Below are 16,654 nucleotides of genomic sequence, written 5' to 3'. Positions count from 1 at the left end.
CCGGACCACCAGACAACCCGTGACCAGGTCCTTGATCGCCTACGACCACTGATCAGAGTTAGGACTTACTCGTCTAGCCCCCATCGAAGCGCCCCCGGCCCGGCCTCGTGCCCGGGGGCGCTTCGCCCAGCGAAGCAGTTGGGTCTCCAAGGTGGAATCGGCGAATCGGCGAGTCGGCCGAGACGCTGGGGCGACGACGAACAGTTCACAGCCGAGGATGATGTCGATGTGACCACCGTCAGCCGTCGCTCGGGAGGCGCTCAACCCGCAGCGATCAGTACCCGTGTCCAGACTGTGCGGCTCGCGGTGGCGATCCCGCTCGTGATCATCAGCGTCCCGTTCCTCGCCCTCGTCGTGTTCAACCTCGCCTGGTGGTCTCCTGCCCTGGACGGCCCCGGACCCGACCCGTGCGATCCCGCCGTCGACGGGTGGGGAGTCTGCTGGCGTCCGGAGCAGCGGACGTTCTGGATCGTGGCCGCTGCGGCGGGTTTGCCGGGAGCGGGCTGCCTGGTGATGTCACTGGTCCGCATCTACCAGGCCCGCCGTTGGTGGCCCTGGCCGGTGGCTACGGTGCTGCTCTTCGTCGCCTGCGCGCAGGCCCTGAGCCAGATTCCCTGACCCGACGGATGGCGGGGCGACCAGCCGGGTGCCGGGGTTTCAGTCGCAGCTCCGTCGGCCGTGCGTACGAAGGCGTCCCGCAACATGATCTTGGTCGTCCGGCCGGGGAGTGGTTGAGTCTCCCGCAAGGGGAGGCGTGAGGGTGAGGGCATGAACGGCGACACGCGCTACTCGATCGGCGACCTGGCCCGTCGGACGGGCCTGACGGTCAAGGCCATCCGGTTCTACTCCGACCGGGGGATCGTGCCGCCGACCGACCGTGGCCCGACGGGCTACCGCCGCTACGGCCCCGACGCCGTCGCCCGGTTGGACCTGGTTCGGACGCTGCGCGAGTTGGGTCTGGACCTTGCCACGATCCGAAGGGTCGTGGACCGGGAGGTCTCGCTGCCGGAGGTCGCCGTGGCGCACGCCGAGGCGCTGGCGGTGCAGATCCGGACGCTGCGGTTGCGGCGGGCGGTCCTGACGGCGTTCGCCCAGCGCGGTTCCACCCCTGAGGAGATGGACCTCATGCACAAGCTGGCCAAGCTCTCGGCGGACGAGCGGCGGCGCCTGATCGGTGAGTTCCTCGACGCCGCCTTCGGCGAGCAGGACGCCAACCCGGCGTTCGCGGGCATCATCCGCTCGATGACCCCCGAGCTGCCCGACAACCCGGAGGCGGAGCAGGTCGAGGCGTGGGTGGAGCTGGCCGAGCTGTCCCAGGACCCCGGCTTTCGCGCCAGCATGCGGCGCGTGGTGGAGCAGCACGCCGCCGACCGCGACGGCGCGACAGGCGTACGCCGGGACGCGGTCGCGGTGGTGCGTGACCAGGCCGGGGCAGCTGTGACAGCGGGCGTCGACCCGGTCTCCCGCCGGGCCGACCCCGTCGTCGCGGCGGTCATGGGTGAGTACGCGCGGCTCTGTGGTCGTCCCGACGACGTCGAGCTTCGGCGCCGGTTGGTGGCTCGGCTGGAGTCCGCGAGCGACCCGCGCCGGGAGCGGTACCTGCACCTGCTGTCGGTGATCAACGGCTGGCCCGTGACCGGAGAAAGCCTGGTGCCGGTGCTCGACTGGTGCGTCCGGGCCCTGCGCGCCCGGATGCCCGGCTGACCCGTTCCGCACTGGTGCGTCCGGGCCCTGCTGACCCGTTCCGCCGCAGCACACCGGCCTCGGCGGCTACCGCGGCCGGCCGGGCAGGGTGAGGTCCAGCTTGAGCCAGTTGGCCAGGTCTTCGATCTCGGCATGCACCGCGGCGGCCATGGCCTGGTCGAAGGGCACGTCCTCGTGGATCGCGTCGACCCGGAGCACGCCGGCCTTGCGGTCGGCGGTGGCGTCGAGTTTGCCGACCAGTTGGTCGCCGTACAGGATCGGCAGCGCGTAGTAGCCCCAGCGGCGCCTGGCCACCGGCTTGTACATCTCCAGTTGGTAGTCGAACCCGAAGAGCTCGATGGTGCGCTTGCGGTCGTGGATCAGTCGGTCGAACGGTGACAACAGCGCCGCCCGCCCCGAGAACGGTTGACCCAGGTAGCTGGGGTCGACCCGCCACAGGCCGTTGACGCCCTCGACCACGGCCGGCTCGCCGGCCACGCCCACGTCCATCGGCTCGACCGGGCACTCCGGCCCCTGGGCGCGCGCGATGCCGAGCGCGCGCAGCCTTCGTTGGTCGCGGACACGACGTGCCTCGTCCACCGGGACCGCCGGGCCGGCCGGGTAGACCCGGGTGGCCAGGTCCCACAGCCGGTCCCGGCCCTTGCGCCCGGCGACCGCGACCTCGCCGCGCCGCACCATGAACTCCAGCAACTGGGTGACGTTGCGGAAGTGGGTCCACCCGGTCGACGTCCAGGGCACCGCACAGGTGTCCGGGATCTGGCGCGACGGCAGGGGGCCCTCGGTGGCCAGCCGCTCGAGGATGTCCCGACGGCACGCGTCGTTGCCGCGTACCCAGTCGCGGTTGTCCCGCTGCCAGTCGCGCAGCTCGCCGCGCCCGGGCCACTCGGCCATCTCGGCGCGGTAGAGGGCCACATCTTCGCTGGGCCGGATCATTGCCCGGAGTTCGAGCAGGGTCCGGTCGGCCAGGGCCGCCTGCAACCGGGCCGGCGAGTACGACGGCCCGAGTCGGCTCCACGCCACGAGGTCGGCGCTCGGTGCGACGGCGGCGGTCGGGTCGACCTGGAGGAGCGTCAGGTGACGCACCACGTCGAGCAGGTCTCTCGGCCGCGAACTGTCCAGCAGTTGCGCCCGTACGGCGATGCGGCGCGCGTCGCTGCGGGACAGCTCGTGGACGGTCACGGGTCGAGGCTAGGCGATGGGTCCGACGGGAGACCAGAGCGGCGCCGGCCGGCGACGTCGGGCCCGGCTCGGTTGGGGCCGGTGACCAGCACGTGGGAAGGGGGCTTGTCGCGGACCATCCCGGCTCCTATTCTCCACCTAACCACTAGGAAATATCGAGAAGCCGGCCGGGGGACGGCCGCGCCGCCCGATCGACCGACCCTCTCCGAACTCACCCCACTGGCGGTTGACATGCGAAAACTCATCCTGCTCGCGCTCGTCGGCCTCGGCGCCCAGTTCGTCGACGGCAGTCTCGGCATGGCCTACGGCGTCACCTCCACGACGCTGCTGCTGGCCATCGGCACCAACCCGGCCGCCGCGTCGGCCACCGTGCACCTGGCCGAGATCGGCACCACGCTGGTCTCCGGCGCCTCGCACTGGCGGTTCGGCAACGTCGACTGGAAGGTCGTCTGGAAGATCGGCATACCCGGGGCCATCGGGGCGTTCGCGGGCGCCACATTCCTGTCCAGCCTGTCGACCGAGACCGCCGCGCCGCTGATGTCGCTCATCCTGCTCGCGCTCGGCATCTACATCCTGATCCGGTTCACCGCCCTGGGCCTGCCCAAGGGCAACCTGGGCAAGCCGCTGCGCAAGCGGTTCCTCTCCCCGCTCGGTGTGGTCGCCGGGTTCGTCGACTCCACCGGCGGCGGGGGCTGGGGCCCGGTCGGCACCCCCGCCATCCTGGCCAGTGGCCGCCTGGAGCCGCGCAAGACGATCGGCTCGATCGACACCAGCGAGTTCCTCGTCGCCGTCGCCGCGAGCATCGGCTTCATCATCGGCATCGGCTCCGAGGGCGTGAACTACGCCTGGGTCGCGGCCCTGCTCGCCGGCGGCATCGTCGCCGCGCCGATCGCCGCCTGGCTGGTCCGGCACATCCCGCCGCGGGTGCTCGGCTCGGCCGTCGGCGGCATCATCATCCTGACCAACGCCCGCACCCTGCTGCGCAGCGACTGGATCGACGCGTCCGACGGCGTCCGCTACACCGTCTACGCCGTCATCTACCTGGTCTGGGCGGCCGCCCTGGCCTACTCCGTCCGGCAGTACCTGGCCAACCGGGACGAGGAGCGGCGCATCATCGCCGAGGCCGAGGCGGCCGCGGTGGCCGGCAGCGAGCCGGACGAGAAGGCCGTCGCCCCGACCGCCTGACCCCACCCCGCGACCCCACGCCGCACAACCCGATCGGCCCCGCCCCCGGCGGGGCCGATCGGTACACCCCGACGGACCACCCCCGCGGCGGGGTCAGGTGCGGGGGGCGGGGCCGGTGGAGTCGCGTACCACCAGGGAGTGGCCGGTGGACCGGCGGCGCGGGCGGGCCGCGCGGGGCTTGAGCGCGAGGCCCAGCGCCATCCGGCCCATGTCGGTCATCGGCAGCCGGATGGTGGTGAGGCTGGGCGCGAGGTCGGCGGCCACCGAGACGTCGTCGAAGCCGACGACCGACATCCGCTCGGGCACCGGGATGCGGTGCGCGCGCAGCGTGGACAGCACGCCGATCGCCATCGCGTCGTTGAGCGCGATGATCGCGGTGGTCTCCGGGTGGTCGCGCAGGATCTGCTCGGCGGCCGAGCGGCCACCGTCGCGGGTGAAGTCGCAGTGGACGACGGGGAGGTCGTCCAGGGTGAGCCCGTGCCGGCTCAGCGCGGCGGCGACGCCGGCGAGCCGGTCGGCTACGGTTGTCAGCGCCGCGGTGCCGGCGGCGACCGCGATCCGCCGGTGGCCGAGCTCCAGCAGGTGCTCGGCGAGCGCCCGGCCGCCGGCGGAGTTGTCCGGCAGCACGGCGTCGACGCCCAGGGCGTGCCGGCCGATGACCGCGACCCGGCCGCCGCCGTGCTGGAACTCCGACAGCTCGGCGCGCGCCTCCGCCTCGATCCGGGGGTCGTTGTAGCCGGAGCCGGCGATCAGGATGATGCCCACCCGCTGGGCGATGAGGTGGCGCAACTGCTGCAGCTCGTTGTCGGGGTCGCGGCCGGAGTGGCAGATCTGCACGAGCAGCCCCTCCTCGGCGGCGACCTGGATGACTCCACCGGCGATCTCTGAGAAGTACGGGTCGTCCACCTGGTGCACCACCAGGCCCACTGTGGAGCTGGCGCCGCCGGCGAGCGTGCGGGCGTACGGGTTGGCGACGTAGCCGAGCTCGCGGGAGACCTGCCGGACGTGCCGGGCGACCTCCTCGCTGACGCCCTCCCGGCCGGAGAGGGCGCGGGAGGCGGTGGCCAGCGAGACGCCGGCGCGTTCGGCGACGTCGACGAGGCGCAGCCTCGGGCCAGGCTTGGGCATCCGCAACTCCCCGGAAACATCGATGCAACGACGGTATTGCCAGTGGCGTAGGACACAGCCTAGGCTACGAAAGCGCTTTCGTAAGCGCTTCCGTCCCGGACAAAGGAGCGTTGCGGGATGACGAACCGATACAGGCGAATCCGATGGATGACGGCCATCGGCGCGACGATGACGCTCGCGCTGGCGGCTTGCAGTGGTGACGGCGGCGGGGAATCCGCCGGAGGCGACGATCCGATCGTGGTCGGCATCTCCCTCCCGCTGACCGGAGACTTCTCCGAGCCGGGCAAGGGCGTGCAGCGCGGGTACGAGGCCTGGGCGAAGATCACGAACGACAAGGGGGGTCTGCTCGGCCGCAAGGTCGAGTTGAAGATCCTCGACGACCAGTCCAACGCCGACCGGGTGGTCGCCGACTACGAGCAGCTCATCGGCTCCGACCAGGTCGACCTCGTGGTGGGGCCGTTCTCGACCCGCCTCGTGGTGCCCGCGGCCCGGGTGGCCGAGGAGTACGGCATGCTCTTCGTCGAGCCGGCCGGCGCGGCGAAGGAGGTCTTCGAGCAGGGCTTCAAGAACCTGTTCTACGCCGCCCCGGCGGTGGCCAACGACCACTACAACCACCTGGCCGACTACCTGCTGGCACTGCCGGCCGACCAGCGGCCGAAGACCGCGGCGTACGCGGCCATGGACGACCCGTTCGCGCAGGGCACGGCGTACGGGCTCAAGGCGAAGCTGGAGGCAGCCGGCGTCCGCACGGTGGTCGACGAGGTCTACCCGCCGAACACCACCGACTTCGGCAGCATCGCCGCGAAGATCGCGGCCTCCCGGGCCGACATCGTGGTGGGGGGTTCGCAGTACCAGGACGGCGTGAACCTGATCGTCGCCCTCCAGCAGCTGAAGTTCCAGCCGAAGCTGGCCGCGTTCTCCACCGCCCCGACGAACCCGGAGTTCGCCGCGGCCATCGGCAACAAGACCGAGGGGATCCTCTCGCCCACCGGCTACACCCAGAAGGCGCCCTACCCGAGCAACAAGGAGTTCGTCGAGAAGTACACCGCGCAGTTCGGCACGCCGCCCGAGGAGGACGAGGCCAACGCGTACACGACCGGCCAGGTCGTCGCCGCGGCGGTGACCGCGGTGGGCTGCGCCGAGCAGGGCGAGTGCCAGCAGAAGCTGGTCGACTGGGTACGCGGGAACACGGTGGAGACGGTCGTCGGACCGCTGTCCTGGGACGAGACCGGCAAGCCGAAGGGCGCCCACATGATCCAGCAGTGGGTGGGCGGCGAGATCCAGATCGTGCTCCCGGCCGACGCCAAGGAGACCGACCTCGTCTACCCGAAGCCGGCCTGGTAGGCGGCGATGCCCTCCGGTGCGCTGCTCTTCCAGAGCGTCATCCTGGGTCTGCTGCTGGGAGGGCTCTACGCCCTCCTGGCGGCCGGCCTGACCCTCTACTTCGGCATCATGCGGGTGGTGATGATCGCCCACTCGGCGTTCCTCATCCTGGCCGCGTACCTGGCCTGGTGGTCGCACAACCGGCTGGGGGCCGATCCGCTGTTGTCGATGGTCGTCACCGTGCCGCTCTTCTTCGGCGCAGGCGTGCTGCTGCAACGGCTGCTGCTGGCCCGGCTGCGCGCGGCGACGCTGACCATGATGTCGGTGCTGCTGACGTTCGCCATCGCGGTCACCATCGAGGGGCTGCTCGGCTACGCCTTCACCGGCACCCAGCGGCGCATCCAGCTCGGCTACGGCTCGGCCAGCTTCGGCATCTTCGGCGCCCGCATCGCGGTGGTGAAGCTGATCGCGTTCGGTCTCGCCGCCGTCGCGCTGCTGACCCTCTACCTGCTGATGAAGAAGACGACGTTCGGCTGGGCGCTGCGCGCCACCATCCAGCACCGCGACGCGGCGCGGCTGGTCGGCATCGAGACCGAGCGGGTGGCCGGGTACGGCTTCGGCCTCGGCCTGGCGACCGCCGCCGTCGGCGGCACCGCCCTCGCCCTCGACACCACCATCTACCCGTCGCTGCACTGGCACTGGATCGGCCCGCTGATGGCCATCATCGTGGTCGGCGGCCTCGGCAGCGTGCCGGGCGCCGCGATGGCTGCCATGGTGCTCGGGATGGCGCAGAGCCTGCTGCAGATCCCGCTCGGCACCACCTGGGCGCAGACGATCTTCTACCTCGCCCTGTTCGCCACGCTGGCGTTCCGGCCACAGGGATTCTTCGGAGGTCGCCTTGCCCAGCGCTTCTGACCCGACCGCCATGCCGCCCACCACCGGGCCGGCCACCGATGGGCCGCCCAGCACCGGGCCGGCCACCGCCGGGCGGGACCCGGGCGCCACCACGGCACCCCCGGCGGTGGCACGCCGGCGGGTCGGCCGGATCGCCCAGCTCGTCGCGATCCTGGCGCTCGCCGCCGCGGTGCTGTCGTTCCCGTCGCTGGCACCGAACCCGTACATCCTGTCGGCGGGCGTGGTGGTGCTGAACTACGCCGTGCTCTCCACGTCGTGGAACTTCGTCGGCGGTTTCACCGGCTACATCTCCCTCGGCCACGGGGCGCTGGCCGGCCTCGGCGGCTACGGCACCGCGCTGCTGGTCACCAAGGCCGGACTGCCCAGCTTCGTGGCGCTGGTCGTCGCGGCGCTGCTGGTCGCCGCGCTGGCCGTGCCGATCGGCTACGCGGCGCTGCGGGTGCGCGGCGCCTCGTTCGTCATCGTCTCGATCGCCCTGGTGCTGATCCTGCTGCTGGTCTTCCAGAGCTGGGCCTCGCTCACCGGCGGCTCGCGGGGCCTGGTGGTGCCGCGGCCGTTCCCCGGGTTGCTGCGCCCGGAGCACCACCGGGTGTTCTACTTCCTCTTCGCCGGCCTGCTCGGGCTCGCGCTGCTGGCCTGGTGGCTGATCGACCGCTCGCGGTTCGGCCTGGGGCTCAAGGCGATCCGGGAGGACGAGGACAAGGCGGAGGCGCTGGGCACCCCGACGTTCGCCTACAAGCTCGTGGTGTTCGTCGTCTCGGCCGGGTTCACCGCGCTGGCCGGCGGGCTCTACGCGCTCTGGTTCGGCGACCTCGACCCGGTCTTCCAGTTCTCCATCCTGACCGGTTCCTACCTGGTGCTGATGGCGCTGCTCGGCGGGGTCCGGCACCTGTTCGGCCCGCTGGTCGGCGCCCTCGTGGTCGGCGTCGCGCTGGAGTACTTCAAGGTGCAGTTCGGCAACACGCCGCTGCACCTGGTCGCGACCGGTCTGCTGCTCGCGCTGGTCGTGCTGTTCATGCCCGACGGCGTGCTGCCGGCGATCGGCGCGCTGGCCACCCGGCTGTCCGGGACGGCGCAGAGTTCCATCCGCGAGGTCAGCGCCGCCCAACTGCGCGACGAGCGTACGGCGGGCAGCGCGGCGGCGGGCGCGCGGGAACCGGTCGACGCCGCCGCGGTCCCCGCCGGCGGCGGTGCGCAGACGACGGAGGAACGGGCATGAGCGAGGCGCGGAGTGCCGGCATGAGCGAGGCGGCGAGCCTGGCCACCGAGGGCCTGATCAAGGCGTTCGGCGGCGTGGTGGCACTCGACGGCGCCACGGTCACGTTCCGGCACGGCCAGGTCAACGCGCTGATCGGGCCCAACGGGTCGGGCAAGACGACGTTCTTCAACTGCGTCACCGGGATGATCCGGCCGGACGGCGGGCGGACGACCTACCGTGGGCGGGACATCACCCGCCGGGCGCCGCACGCCATCGCCCGCGCCGGCATCGGCCGCACCTTCCAGCTGTGCCGGGTGTTCCCCCGGATGTCGGCGCTGGACAACGTGCTCGCGGCGGTCCGTCCGGCCGGCCTGGCCGGCCAGCTGCGCGGTGCGCGCACCCGCGCGGAGGTGGACCGGGCCCGGGGCTGGCTCACCCGGCTGGGCATCGAGCACCTCGCCGACGTGGAGGCGCGCAACATGTCCTGGGGCCAGCAGAAGCTGCTGGAGCTCGCCGGGGTGCTGATGAGCGACCCGGAGACCGTGCTGCTCGACGAGCCGGCCGGCGGGGTCAACCCGGCGCTGCTGGACCGGATCGGCTCCCTCGTGCGCGAGCTCAACGCCGAGGGGCGGACCTTCGTGATCGTCGAGCACAACATGGACCTGGTGATGAGCGTCAGCGACCACATCGTGGTGTTCGACCGCGGACGCCCGATCGCGGAGGGTCCGCCGTCGCTGATCCGCTCCGACGAACGTGTCCTGGGGGCTTACCTTGGCGTCTGAAATCGAACTCGTCGACGTCCACGCCGGGTACGGGCGCGCGGCGCCGGTGCTGCGCGGCCTCACCGTCTCGGTGCCCGCCGGCACGATCGTCTGCCTGGTCGGCCCCAACGGCGCCGGCAAGTCCACCGTGCTGAAGGTCGCCAGCGGCCTGCTCAAGCCGCGCTCCGGGCGGATCCTGGTCGGCGGGGTGGACGTGACCGGCCAGGGTCCGCAGCGGATGCTGGCCAGCGGGGTGGCGCACGTCCTGCAGGGGCACAGCGTCTTCCGGGAGATGACCGTGGCGGAGAACGTGCTGCTCGGCGGCTACACGATGCGGGACAAGGCGCTGATCGCCGAGCGGACCGCGTTCGTCAAGGAGCTGTTCCCGGTGGTCGCGCAGCGCTGGAACGCGCTCGCCGGGCTGCTCTCCGGCGGCCAGCAGAAGCAGGTGGAGTTCGCCCGCTCGCTGATGGTGAACCCCAAGGTGGTGCTGCTCGACGAGCCGTCCATGGGGCTGGACCCGAAGGCGACCAGCACCGTGTTCGAGCAGGTGGTCCGGATGCGCGACGCCGGCACCGCGGTGCTGCTGGTGGAGCAGAACGCCCGGCGGGCGCTGGAGACCGCCGACCTCGGCTGCGTGCTCGACCTCGGGCGCGTGCACATCTCCGGGCCGGCGGCGCAGCTGCTGGCCGATCCCCAACTGGGCGAGCTGTATCTCGGCGGGCGCCCCGCCGAGCCGGCGGCCTCGCCCAAACGCTGACCGATCCCACGACAGACGGCACGACCAGATGATCCGGGCGCGACACGTAAGCGCTTACGAAAGCGGTTGCGTGCCACGCGGACACGAGAAGAGGTGTACGCGATGACCAGAGCCAGACGCGCCGCCGTTGTCACCGCCGCCCTGCTGGCGGTCGGCGTCATGGGCGGTGCCGCCACCGCGCCGGCCCAGGCGGACCGGAACCGCCCCCGCGACGTCCACCCCACCCTGCGCGAGCACCTGGTCGCCTACTACGACTTCGACCATCCGGTGACCGGCGACGTCGCGCTGGAGCGCGACCAGGGCCGCTCCGGCACGGAGATCGAACTCGTCAACGGCGGCGCCGCCATGCGGGTGCCCGACCGCGCCTACCCCGGCAGCGGCAGCGCCCTGCAGACCCGGCAGGTCAACCCCGCCCAGGCCGGCAACGACGACTGGAAGGCCGGCATCTTCTCGGCCAGCGGCGTACGCACCCTGCGCCCGTTCAGCGCCGTCGCCGGCACCACCGTGATGGGCTGGTTCAAGCTGGAGATGGACAGCCCACTGCCCAACTCCACCACCCCGAACCCGGACGACCGGTTCAACGCCATCGGCCTGGCCGGCGTGCTGACCGGCGACTCCGACGGCCACGGCGTCCGGGCGCTGCTGGAACTCATCGACGTCAACGGCGAACTGCGGCTGGTCGCCCTCGGCCGGCGCCTCGACGGCGGCAACTCACAGACGTTCGCCGCCAGCGGGGACTGGCGCACCCTGCTGCCGAAGGGGGAGTGGGTGCACCTCGCGGCCACCTTCGACTTCGGCACCGGAACGATGGCGCTCTACCGCAACGGCCAGCCGCTGGACGGCTTCTACACCCGTAGCGACGACCCGTGGCTCGTGTCGGGACCCGGCCCGCACGTCACCACCGCCTCCGACCCCCGGGGCATCAAGATCGGCGGGAGCTTCCCGCAGGACACCCTCGAGCGCAACCCGTGCGACTGCCGCATGGACGCCCTGATGTTCCTCGACACCGCGGTCTCCGCCCGCGACGTCGAGAAGCAGTACCGCTACCTGGCCCGCTGACCACCCTCGGCACGACCCCACCGAGAAGGAGATACGCGTGCGCAGTATCGGCAGCATCCGCAGATCCACACTGACGGCCGGGCTCACGGCCGCCGCCCTGGTCCTGTCCACCCTGGTCGCCGCGCCCGCCCGGGCGGCCGACCCGGTCTACGATCCGGTACCCGAGATGCCCACCCAGTCCCGGCTCGGGCTGGTCCTGTCCGAGTACGCCAGCTTCCCGCAGTCGTTCCCCACCCCCGCGCCGACCGACCAGCGGCTGATGCGGACCGCGCGGATCAACACCATCATGGAACTGCCCGACGGCTCCGGCCGCCGCGCGGTGCCCGATCTCAACGGTCTGCTCTACCTGGTCGAGGACGGCGTGCCGCACGTCTACCTCGACGTCGCCAAGACCTTCGCCCCGCAGTTCTTCTCCGGCCGCGGCCTCGGCCAGGGCTTCGGGTACGTCGCCTTCCACCCGGAGTTCGGCAGCAACGGCCGGTTCTACACCATCCACACCGAACAGGCGTCGGCCACCACCGAGGTTCCGGACTACGCCCAGGCCAACACCCTGTTCCACGGCGTCATCACCGAGTGGACGGCGACCGACCCGGCCGCCGACACCTTCGCCGGCAGCCGGCGGGAGATCCTGCGGATCGGGTTCGGCGGTCAGATCCACGGCATCCAGGAGATCAACTTCAACCCCACGGCGAAGCGCCACGACAGCGACTACGGGCTGCTGTACCTGGCCGTCGGCGACGGCGGCCTCGGGGTGCGCAACACCGACCCGCAGAACCTGGCCATGCCGCACGGCAAGCTGCTGCGGATCGACCCGCGGGGCAGCAACTCCGCCAACGGGCAGTACGGCATCCCGGCCGCGAACCCGTTCGTCGGCCAGGCCGGCGCGCTCGGCGAGATCTACGCGGTCGGTTTCCGTGACCCGCACCGGTTCAGCTGGGACCGGGCCACCGGCCGGATGTACCTGGGGCACATCGGCGAGCACGCCGTCGAGGCGATCTACGAGGTGCGCGCCGGGGACAACTTCGGCTGGAGCGAGCGCGAGGGCGCCTACGTCTTCGACAAGACGGCCACCAACCCGTGCAACAAGCTCCTGCCGCTGCCCGCCGACGACGCGAGCTACGGCTACACCTACCCGGTCGCGGCGTACGACCACGACCCCGCGCCGGGCTGGAACTGCACCTCGGACGTCGGGGTCGCGGTGGCCGGCGGGTTCGTCTACCGGGGCCGCGAGCTGCCCGCGCTGCGCGGCAAGTACGTCTTCGGCGACCTGGTCGACGGCCGGGTGCTCTACACCGAGGCGCACCAGATGCGCCGCGGTGAGGGTCTCGCTCCGATCCACCGGCTCGCGCTGTTCGACACCGCCGGCAACCCGGTGCGGATGCAGGACCTCTCCGGCCCCGGTGCGCCCGGCGACCGCAACCGGGTCGACCTGCGCTTCGGCACCGACGCCGCGGGCGAGCTGTACATCCTGGCCAAGGCCAACGGCAAGGTCTGGAAGGTCACCGGCACCCGGGTCTTCGCCGGCGGCGACGTCGGTGACACCCGGCTGCGCAGGACCGCCGGCGCGGCCAACTGGGCGCCGGTGACCTCGTCGAAGTGGCAGTTCACCAAGGACGAGGTGATCCTCGCCGAGGCGGGCGTCAGCCGGCCCGGACCGCGCCGGCCGTTCGAGTACGCGGTGCTGACCGCCGGGCCGGCCTGGTCGTCGGTCGAGGTCGAGGCCCGGGTACGGCTCGACACGCCGGTGGAGGTGACCAACCGGGACGTCATCATCGTCTTCGGCTGGCGTTCGGACACCGAGTTCTACTACGCCCACCTCTCCACCGACAACACGATCTACCCGCACAACGGCATCTTCAAGGTCAACAACGCCGACCGGGAACGGATCGACCACCAGTGGAACGGGCGGTCCCGCGGCGCCAACCCGGCGATCACCGACGCCGACTGGCACAAGGTGCGGGTGAAGCACCTGCCGGCCACCGGGGAGATCGCGGTCTACCTCGACGGGCGCAGGGACCCGCTGATGACCGCGAAGGACACCACGTTCGGCTCCGGACGGGTCGGCTTCGGCTCCTTCGACAACGTCGGCCGGCTGCGTCACCTCACGGTGACCGGCACGCCGGCCTGACCCGCGCCGGCGGGGTGCGGCGGCGACGTGGCCGCCGTACCCCGCCGGGGCACCCCGAGATGCGGCACCCGGCCGGGCGGCCGGGTGCGCGAGATCCCCGCTTACCTGGAGGGCGAGGCGATGACGGCACGTATCCCGATAGGGATCGTCATGAACGGCGTGACCGGGCGGATGGGCTACCGGCAGCATCTGGTGCGGTCCCTGCTGGCGATCCGCGAGCAGGGTGGCGTCCCGCTGCGCGGCGGCGGGCGGCTGTGGCCGGAACTCGTGCTGGTCGGCCGCAACGAGGCCAAGCTGCGCGACGTCGCGGACCGGCACGGGCTGACCGACTGGACCACCGACCTCGCCGCGGCGCTCGCCCGCCCGGACACCTCGATCTACTTCGACGCCCAGGTGACCAGCGAGCGGGAGAAGGCGATCGGCCTGGCCATCGAGGCCGGCAAGCACATCTACACCGAGAAGCCGCTGGCCACCACCCTGCACGGCGCCGTCGAACTGGCCCGGTCCGCCGACGCGGCCGGCGTGCGGCACGGCGTGGTGCAGGACAAGCTCTTCCTGCCCGGCCTGCGCAAGCTGGACCGGCTGGTGCGCGGCGGCTTCTTCGGCCGGATCCTGTCGGTGCGCGGCGAGTTCGGCTACTGGGTCTTCGAGGGCGACTGGCAGGCCGCGCAGCGCCCGAGCTGGAACTACCGGGCCGCCGACGGCGGCGGCATCGTGGTCGACATGTTCCCGCACTGGCACTACGTGCTGGAGCAGGTCTTCGGGTCGGTGCGGGCGGTCACCGCGCACGTCACCAGCCACATCCCGCGCCGTTGGGACGAGGACGGCCAGCCCTACGACGCCACCGCCGACGACGCCGCGTACGCCATCTTCGAACTCGACGGCGGCGTCGTCGCGCAGATCAACTCGTCCTGGGCGGTCCGGGTCAACCGCGACGAGCTGGTCGAGTTCCAGGTCGACGGCACCGAGGGCAGCGCCGTGGCCGGGCTGCGCCGCTGCCGCGTGCAGCACCGGGCCAGCACCCCGAAGCCGGTGTGGAACCCGGACCTGCCCTCCACCGACGACTTCCGGTCGCAGTGGCAGGAGGTGCCGGACAACGAGGTGTACGACAACGGGTTCAAGGCGCAGTGGGAGATGTTCCTGCGGCACGTCGCCGAGGACGCCCCGTACACCTGGGACCTGTGGTCCGGCGCGCGCGGCGTGCAGCTGGCCGAGCTGGGCCTGTTGTCCGCGCGGGAGGGCCGGCGGGTGGAGATCCCGGAGCTGACCGGCGGGGAGCCGGCATGAGCGCCACGGTGCGGCTGCCCGACGGGGCGTACACCCTCTCCGGCGCCGGCGGCGAGCACGCCACCCCGGGCGCGCCGTTCACCAGCCGGGTGGCGTACGCCGCCGCGCACGTGGTCGCCGACCCGCGGGCCGAGAACGTGCCGGGTGCGCCGGCCGCCGTCGACTGGGAGGCGACGCTGGCGTTCCGCCGCCACCTCTGGTCGTACGGGTTCGGCGTGGCCGAGGCGATGGACACCGCCCAGCGGGGCATGGGGCTGGACTACCCGACGGCGCGCGAGCTGGTGCGCCGGTCCGCGGCGGAGGCCCGGGCGGAGGGCGGCGCGATCTGCGCCGGCGTGGCCACCGACCAGCTGCCGGCCGGCCCGGCCACCCTCGACGAGATCCGCAAGGCGTACGCCGAGCAGCTCGCCGACGTGCAGGAGGCCGGGGCCCGGCCGGTGCTGATGTGCAGCCGGCACCTCGCCGCCACGGCCCGCTCCGCCGGGGACTACCTCGACGTCTACGGCCGGCTGATCGACGACGCGGACGAACCGGTCGTGCTGCACTGGCTGGGCCCGGCGTTCGACCCGGCGCTGGCCGGCTACTGGGGCGACGCCGACCCGGCGCGGGCCGCGGACACCGTGGTGGCGCTGATCGCCGGCCACCCCGGCAAGGTCGACGGGATCAAGCTGTCGCTGCTGGACGAGGACTTCGAGGTGGCGCTGCGCCGCCGCCTGCCGGCCGGGGTGCGGCTCTACACCGGCGACGACTTCAACTACCCGACGCTGATCCGGGGCGACGCCGAGGGCCACTCCGACGCGCTGCTCGGCGTGCTGGCCGCCATCGCGCCGCCGGCCGCCGCCGCGCTGCGCGCCCTCGACGGCGGCGACCTGGCCGGGTACGACCGGCTGCTCGCGCCGGCGCTGCCGCTGGCGCGGCACCTGTTCGGCGCGCCCACCTTCTACTACAAGACCGGCATCGTCTTCCTGGCCTGGCTGGCCGGCCACCAGGACCACTTCACGATGGTCGGCGGCCTGCAGTCGGGCCGGTCACCGGCGCACCTGGCGCGGCTGCTCCGGCTCGCCGACGCCGCCGGCCTGCTGCCCGACGCGGAACTGGCCGCCCACCGCGCGCGGGCGTTCCTGACCACGGCGGGGGTGGCACAGTGAAGCGGTTCGCGCTGAACTCGGCCACCACCCGCCGCTGGCCGCTGCCGGACCTGGTCGCCGGCTGCGTGGACGCCGGCGTCGCGAGCGTCGGGCTGTGGCGCGAGGACCTGGCCGCGCACGGCGTCGAGGCGGCCGCCGCCCTGGTCCGGGACGCCGGTCTCGCCGTCACGTCGCTGTGCCGCGGTGGCTTCTTCGACGCGCCCGGCTGGTTCGACGAGAACCGGCGGGCGATCGACGAGGCGGCCGCGGTCGGCGCGCCGGTGCTGGTGCTCGTCTCCGGCGGGCTGCCGGCCGGCAGCCGGGACCTCGACGCCGCCCGGGCGCACGTCGGCGAGGCGATCGGCGCGCTGGTGCCGCACGCGCTCGCCGCGGGGGTGCGGCTCGCGGTCGAGCCGCTGCACCCGATGTTCTGCTCGGACCGGTGCGTGGTCGCCAGCCTCGGCCAGGCGCTGGACCTGGTCGAGCCGTACCCGCCGGAGGCGGTGGGCGTGGTGGTGGACACCTACCACCTGTGGTGGGACGACCAGGTGTGGGCGCAGATCGCCCGGGCCGGGCGGGCGGAGCGGATCGCCTGTTTCCAGGTCGCCGACTGGGTGACGCCGCTGCCGGCCGGGGTGCTGCTCGGCCGGGGCCTGCCCGGCGCCGGCTGCGTGCAGCTGCGCCGCTTCCGGGCGGCGGTCGACGCCGCCGGCTACACCGGCCCGATCGAGGTGGAGGTCTTCGCGGAGGAGGTCTGGTCCCGGCCCGGCCGGGCGGTGCTCGACGAGGCGATCGCCGGTTACCTGGAGCACGTGGTCTGAGGGGGCGGGTGGATCGGCGCCGGCCCGACCGCATCGGCTGCGACCTCGCTCATAATTCTTTGTCGATCGTTCCAGATAG

15 protein-coding genes are annotated in these 16,654 nt (G+C 72.5%); 13 read left to right on the top strand and 2 right to left on the bottom strand.

Features of this window, described 5'->3' with window-relative positions; all coding sequences use genetic code 11:
• Nucleotides 1-306 precede the first annotated feature (306 nt).
• Nucleotides 307-618: a hypothetical protein gene (locus tag ACVCAH_RS30635; RefSeq protein WP_447139718.1), complete on the top strand. Its 312-nt coding sequence runs from the start codon at nucleotides 307-309 to the stop codon at nucleotides 616-618.
• A gap of 150 nt (nucleotides 619-768) precedes the next feature.
• Nucleotides 769-1,704 (top strand): MerR family transcriptional regulator, encoded by a 936-nt coding sequence (locus ACVCAH_RS30630; protein ID WP_447139717.1) that lies wholly within the window; start codon nucleotides 769-771, stop codon nucleotides 1,702-1,704.
• A 66-nt stretch (nucleotides 1,705-1,770) separates the two neighbouring features.
• On the opposite strand, the gene ACVCAH_RS30625 is transcribed toward ACVCAH_RS30630, so the two are convergent.
• On the bottom strand, nucleotides 1,771-2,883 hold the full coding sequence (locus tag ACVCAH_RS30625; RefSeq protein ID WP_447139716.1) for a DNA glycosylase AlkZ-like family protein: 1,113 nt from the start codon (nucleotides 2,881-2,883) through the stop codon (nucleotides 1,771-1,773).
• 231 nt (nucleotides 2,884-3,114) lie between these two features.
• On the opposite strand from ACVCAH_RS30625, the gene ACVCAH_RS30620 reads away from it, so the two are divergent.
• On the top strand, nucleotides 3,115-4,068 hold the full coding sequence (locus tag ACVCAH_RS30620) for a sulfite exporter TauE/SafE family protein (protein ID WP_447139715.1): 954 nt from the start codon (nucleotides 3,115-3,117) through the stop codon (nucleotides 4,066-4,068).
• Nucleotides 4,069-4,161: 93 nt separating this feature from the next.
• Here the strand turns inward: ACVCAH_RS30620 and ACVCAH_RS30615 are convergent, their stop codons facing one another.
• A complete protein-coding gene (locus ACVCAH_RS30615) occupies nucleotides 4,162-5,196 on the bottom strand; it encodes a LacI family DNA-binding transcriptional regulator (protein WP_447139714.1) in 1,035 nt (344 codons plus the stop codon).
• A 147-nt stretch (nucleotides 5,197-5,343) separates the two neighbouring features.
• On the opposite strand from ACVCAH_RS30615, the gene ACVCAH_RS30610 reads away from it, so the two are divergent.
• From ACVCAH_RS30610 to ACVCAH_RS30565, 10 genes are all read left to right on the top strand, one after another.
• The gene (locus tag ACVCAH_RS30610; protein WP_447139713.1) at nucleotides 5,344-6,540 is read left to right on the top strand and encodes an amino acid ABC transporter substrate-binding protein; all 1,197 of its coding nucleotides are present in this window, start codon (nucleotides 5,344-5,346) and stop codon (nucleotides 6,538-6,540) included.
• 6 nt (nucleotides 6,541-6,546) lie between these two features.
• On the top strand, nucleotides 6,547-7,434 hold the full coding sequence (locus ACVCAH_RS30605; protein ID WP_447139712.1) for a branched-chain amino acid ABC transporter permease: 888 nt from the start codon (nucleotides 6,547-6,549) through the stop codon (nucleotides 7,432-7,434).
• Nucleotides 7,418-8,653, top strand: coding sequence for a branched-chain amino acid ABC transporter permease (locus tag ACVCAH_RS30600; RefSeq protein WP_447139711.1), 1,236 nt, complete (start codon nucleotides 7,418-7,420; stop codon nucleotides 8,651-8,653). Before ACVCAH_RS30605 ends, ACVCAH_RS30600 begins: the two co-directional genes overlap by 17 nt.
• On the top strand, nucleotides 8,650-9,414 hold the full coding sequence (locus ACVCAH_RS30595) for an ABC transporter ATP-binding protein (RefSeq protein WP_447139710.1): 765 nt from the start codon (nucleotides 8,650-8,652) through the stop codon (nucleotides 9,412-9,414). Before ACVCAH_RS30600 ends, ACVCAH_RS30595 begins: the two co-directional genes overlap by 4 nt.
• The gene (locus ACVCAH_RS30590) at nucleotides 9,404-10,153 is read left to right on the top strand and encodes an ABC transporter ATP-binding protein (protein ID WP_447139709.1); all 750 of its coding nucleotides are present in this window, start codon (nucleotides 9,404-9,406) and stop codon (nucleotides 10,151-10,153) included. Before ACVCAH_RS30595 ends, ACVCAH_RS30590 begins: the two co-directional genes overlap by 11 nt.
• A 102-nt stretch (nucleotides 10,154-10,255) precedes the next feature.
• Nucleotides 10,256-11,212: a LamG-like jellyroll fold domain-containing protein gene (locus ACVCAH_RS30585; RefSeq protein ID WP_447139708.1), complete on the top strand. Its 957-nt coding sequence runs from the start codon at nucleotides 10,256-10,258 to the stop codon at nucleotides 11,210-11,212.
• Between the two features lie 37 nt (nucleotides 11,213-11,249).
• Entirely contained in the window at nucleotides 11,250-13,340 is a 2,091-nt protein-coding gene (locus tag ACVCAH_RS30580; protein ID WP_447139707.1) for a PQQ-dependent sugar dehydrogenase, read from the top strand.
• A 120-nt stretch (nucleotides 13,341-13,460) separates the two neighbouring features.
• A complete protein-coding gene (locus ACVCAH_RS30575; RefSeq protein ID WP_447139720.1) occupies nucleotides 13,461-14,627 on the top strand; it encodes a Gfo/Idh/MocA family protein in 1,167 nt (388 codons plus the stop codon).
• Nucleotides 14,624-15,775: a DUF993 family protein gene (locus ACVCAH_RS30570; protein WP_447139706.1), complete on the top strand. Its 1,152-nt coding sequence runs from the start codon at nucleotides 14,624-14,626 to the stop codon at nucleotides 15,773-15,775. The genes ACVCAH_RS30575 and ACVCAH_RS30570 overlap by 4 nt, the downstream gene beginning before the upstream one ends.
• Entirely contained in the window at nucleotides 15,772-16,575 is an 804-nt protein-coding gene (locus tag ACVCAH_RS30565) for a sugar phosphate isomerase/epimerase family protein (RefSeq protein WP_447139705.1), read from the top strand. The genes ACVCAH_RS30570 and ACVCAH_RS30565 overlap by 4 nt, the downstream gene beginning before the upstream one ends.
• The last annotated feature ends 79 nt before the right edge of the window (nucleotides 16,576-16,654 follow it).

The organism is Micromonospora sp. LZ34 (assembly GCF_052981855.1).
The sequence above is the reverse complement of the archived record's forward strand: the minus strand, read 5'-3'. Positions and strand labels throughout refer to the sequence as shown.

What these genes read in the sequence shown, in the direction of transcription:
- ACVCAH_RS30630 (WP_447139717.1), top strand. Translation starts at nt 769, where the DNA reads ATGAACGGCGACACGCGCTACTCGATCGGCGACCTGGCCCGTCGGACG.
- ACVCAH_RS30620 (WP_447139715.1), top strand. Translation starts at nt 3,115, where the DNA reads ATGCGAAAACTCATCCTGCTCGCGCTCGTCGGCCTCGGCGCCCAGTTC.
- ACVCAH_RS30615 (WP_447139714.1), bottom strand. Translation starts at nt 5,196, where the DNA reads ATGCCCAAGCCTGGCCCGAGGCTGCGCCTCGTCGACGTCGCCGAACGC.
- ACVCAH_RS30610 (WP_447139713.1), top strand. Translation starts at nt 5,344, where the DNA reads ATGACGGCCATCGGCGCGACGATGACGCTCGCGCTGGCGGCTTGCAGT.
- ACVCAH_RS30605 (WP_447139712.1), top strand. Translation starts at nt 6,547, where the DNA reads ATGCCCTCCGGTGCGCTGCTCTTCCAGAGCGTCATCCTGGGTCTGCTG.
- ACVCAH_RS30595 (WP_447139710.1), top strand. Translation starts at nt 8,650, where the DNA reads ATGAGCGAGGCGCGGAGTGCCGGCATGAGCGAGGCGGCGAGCCTGGCC.
- ACVCAH_RS30585 (WP_447139708.1), top strand. Translation starts at nt 10,256, where the DNA reads ATGACCAGAGCCAGACGCGCCGCCGTTGTCACCGCCGCCCTGCTGGCG.
- ACVCAH_RS30575 (WP_447139720.1), top strand. Translation starts at nt 13,461, where the DNA reads ATGACGGCACGTATCCCGATAGGGATCGTCATGAACGGCGTGACCGGG.
- ACVCAH_RS30570 (WP_447139706.1), top strand. Translation starts at nt 14,624, where the DNA reads ATGAGCGCCACGGTGCGGCTGCCCGACGGGGCGTACACCCTCTCCGGC.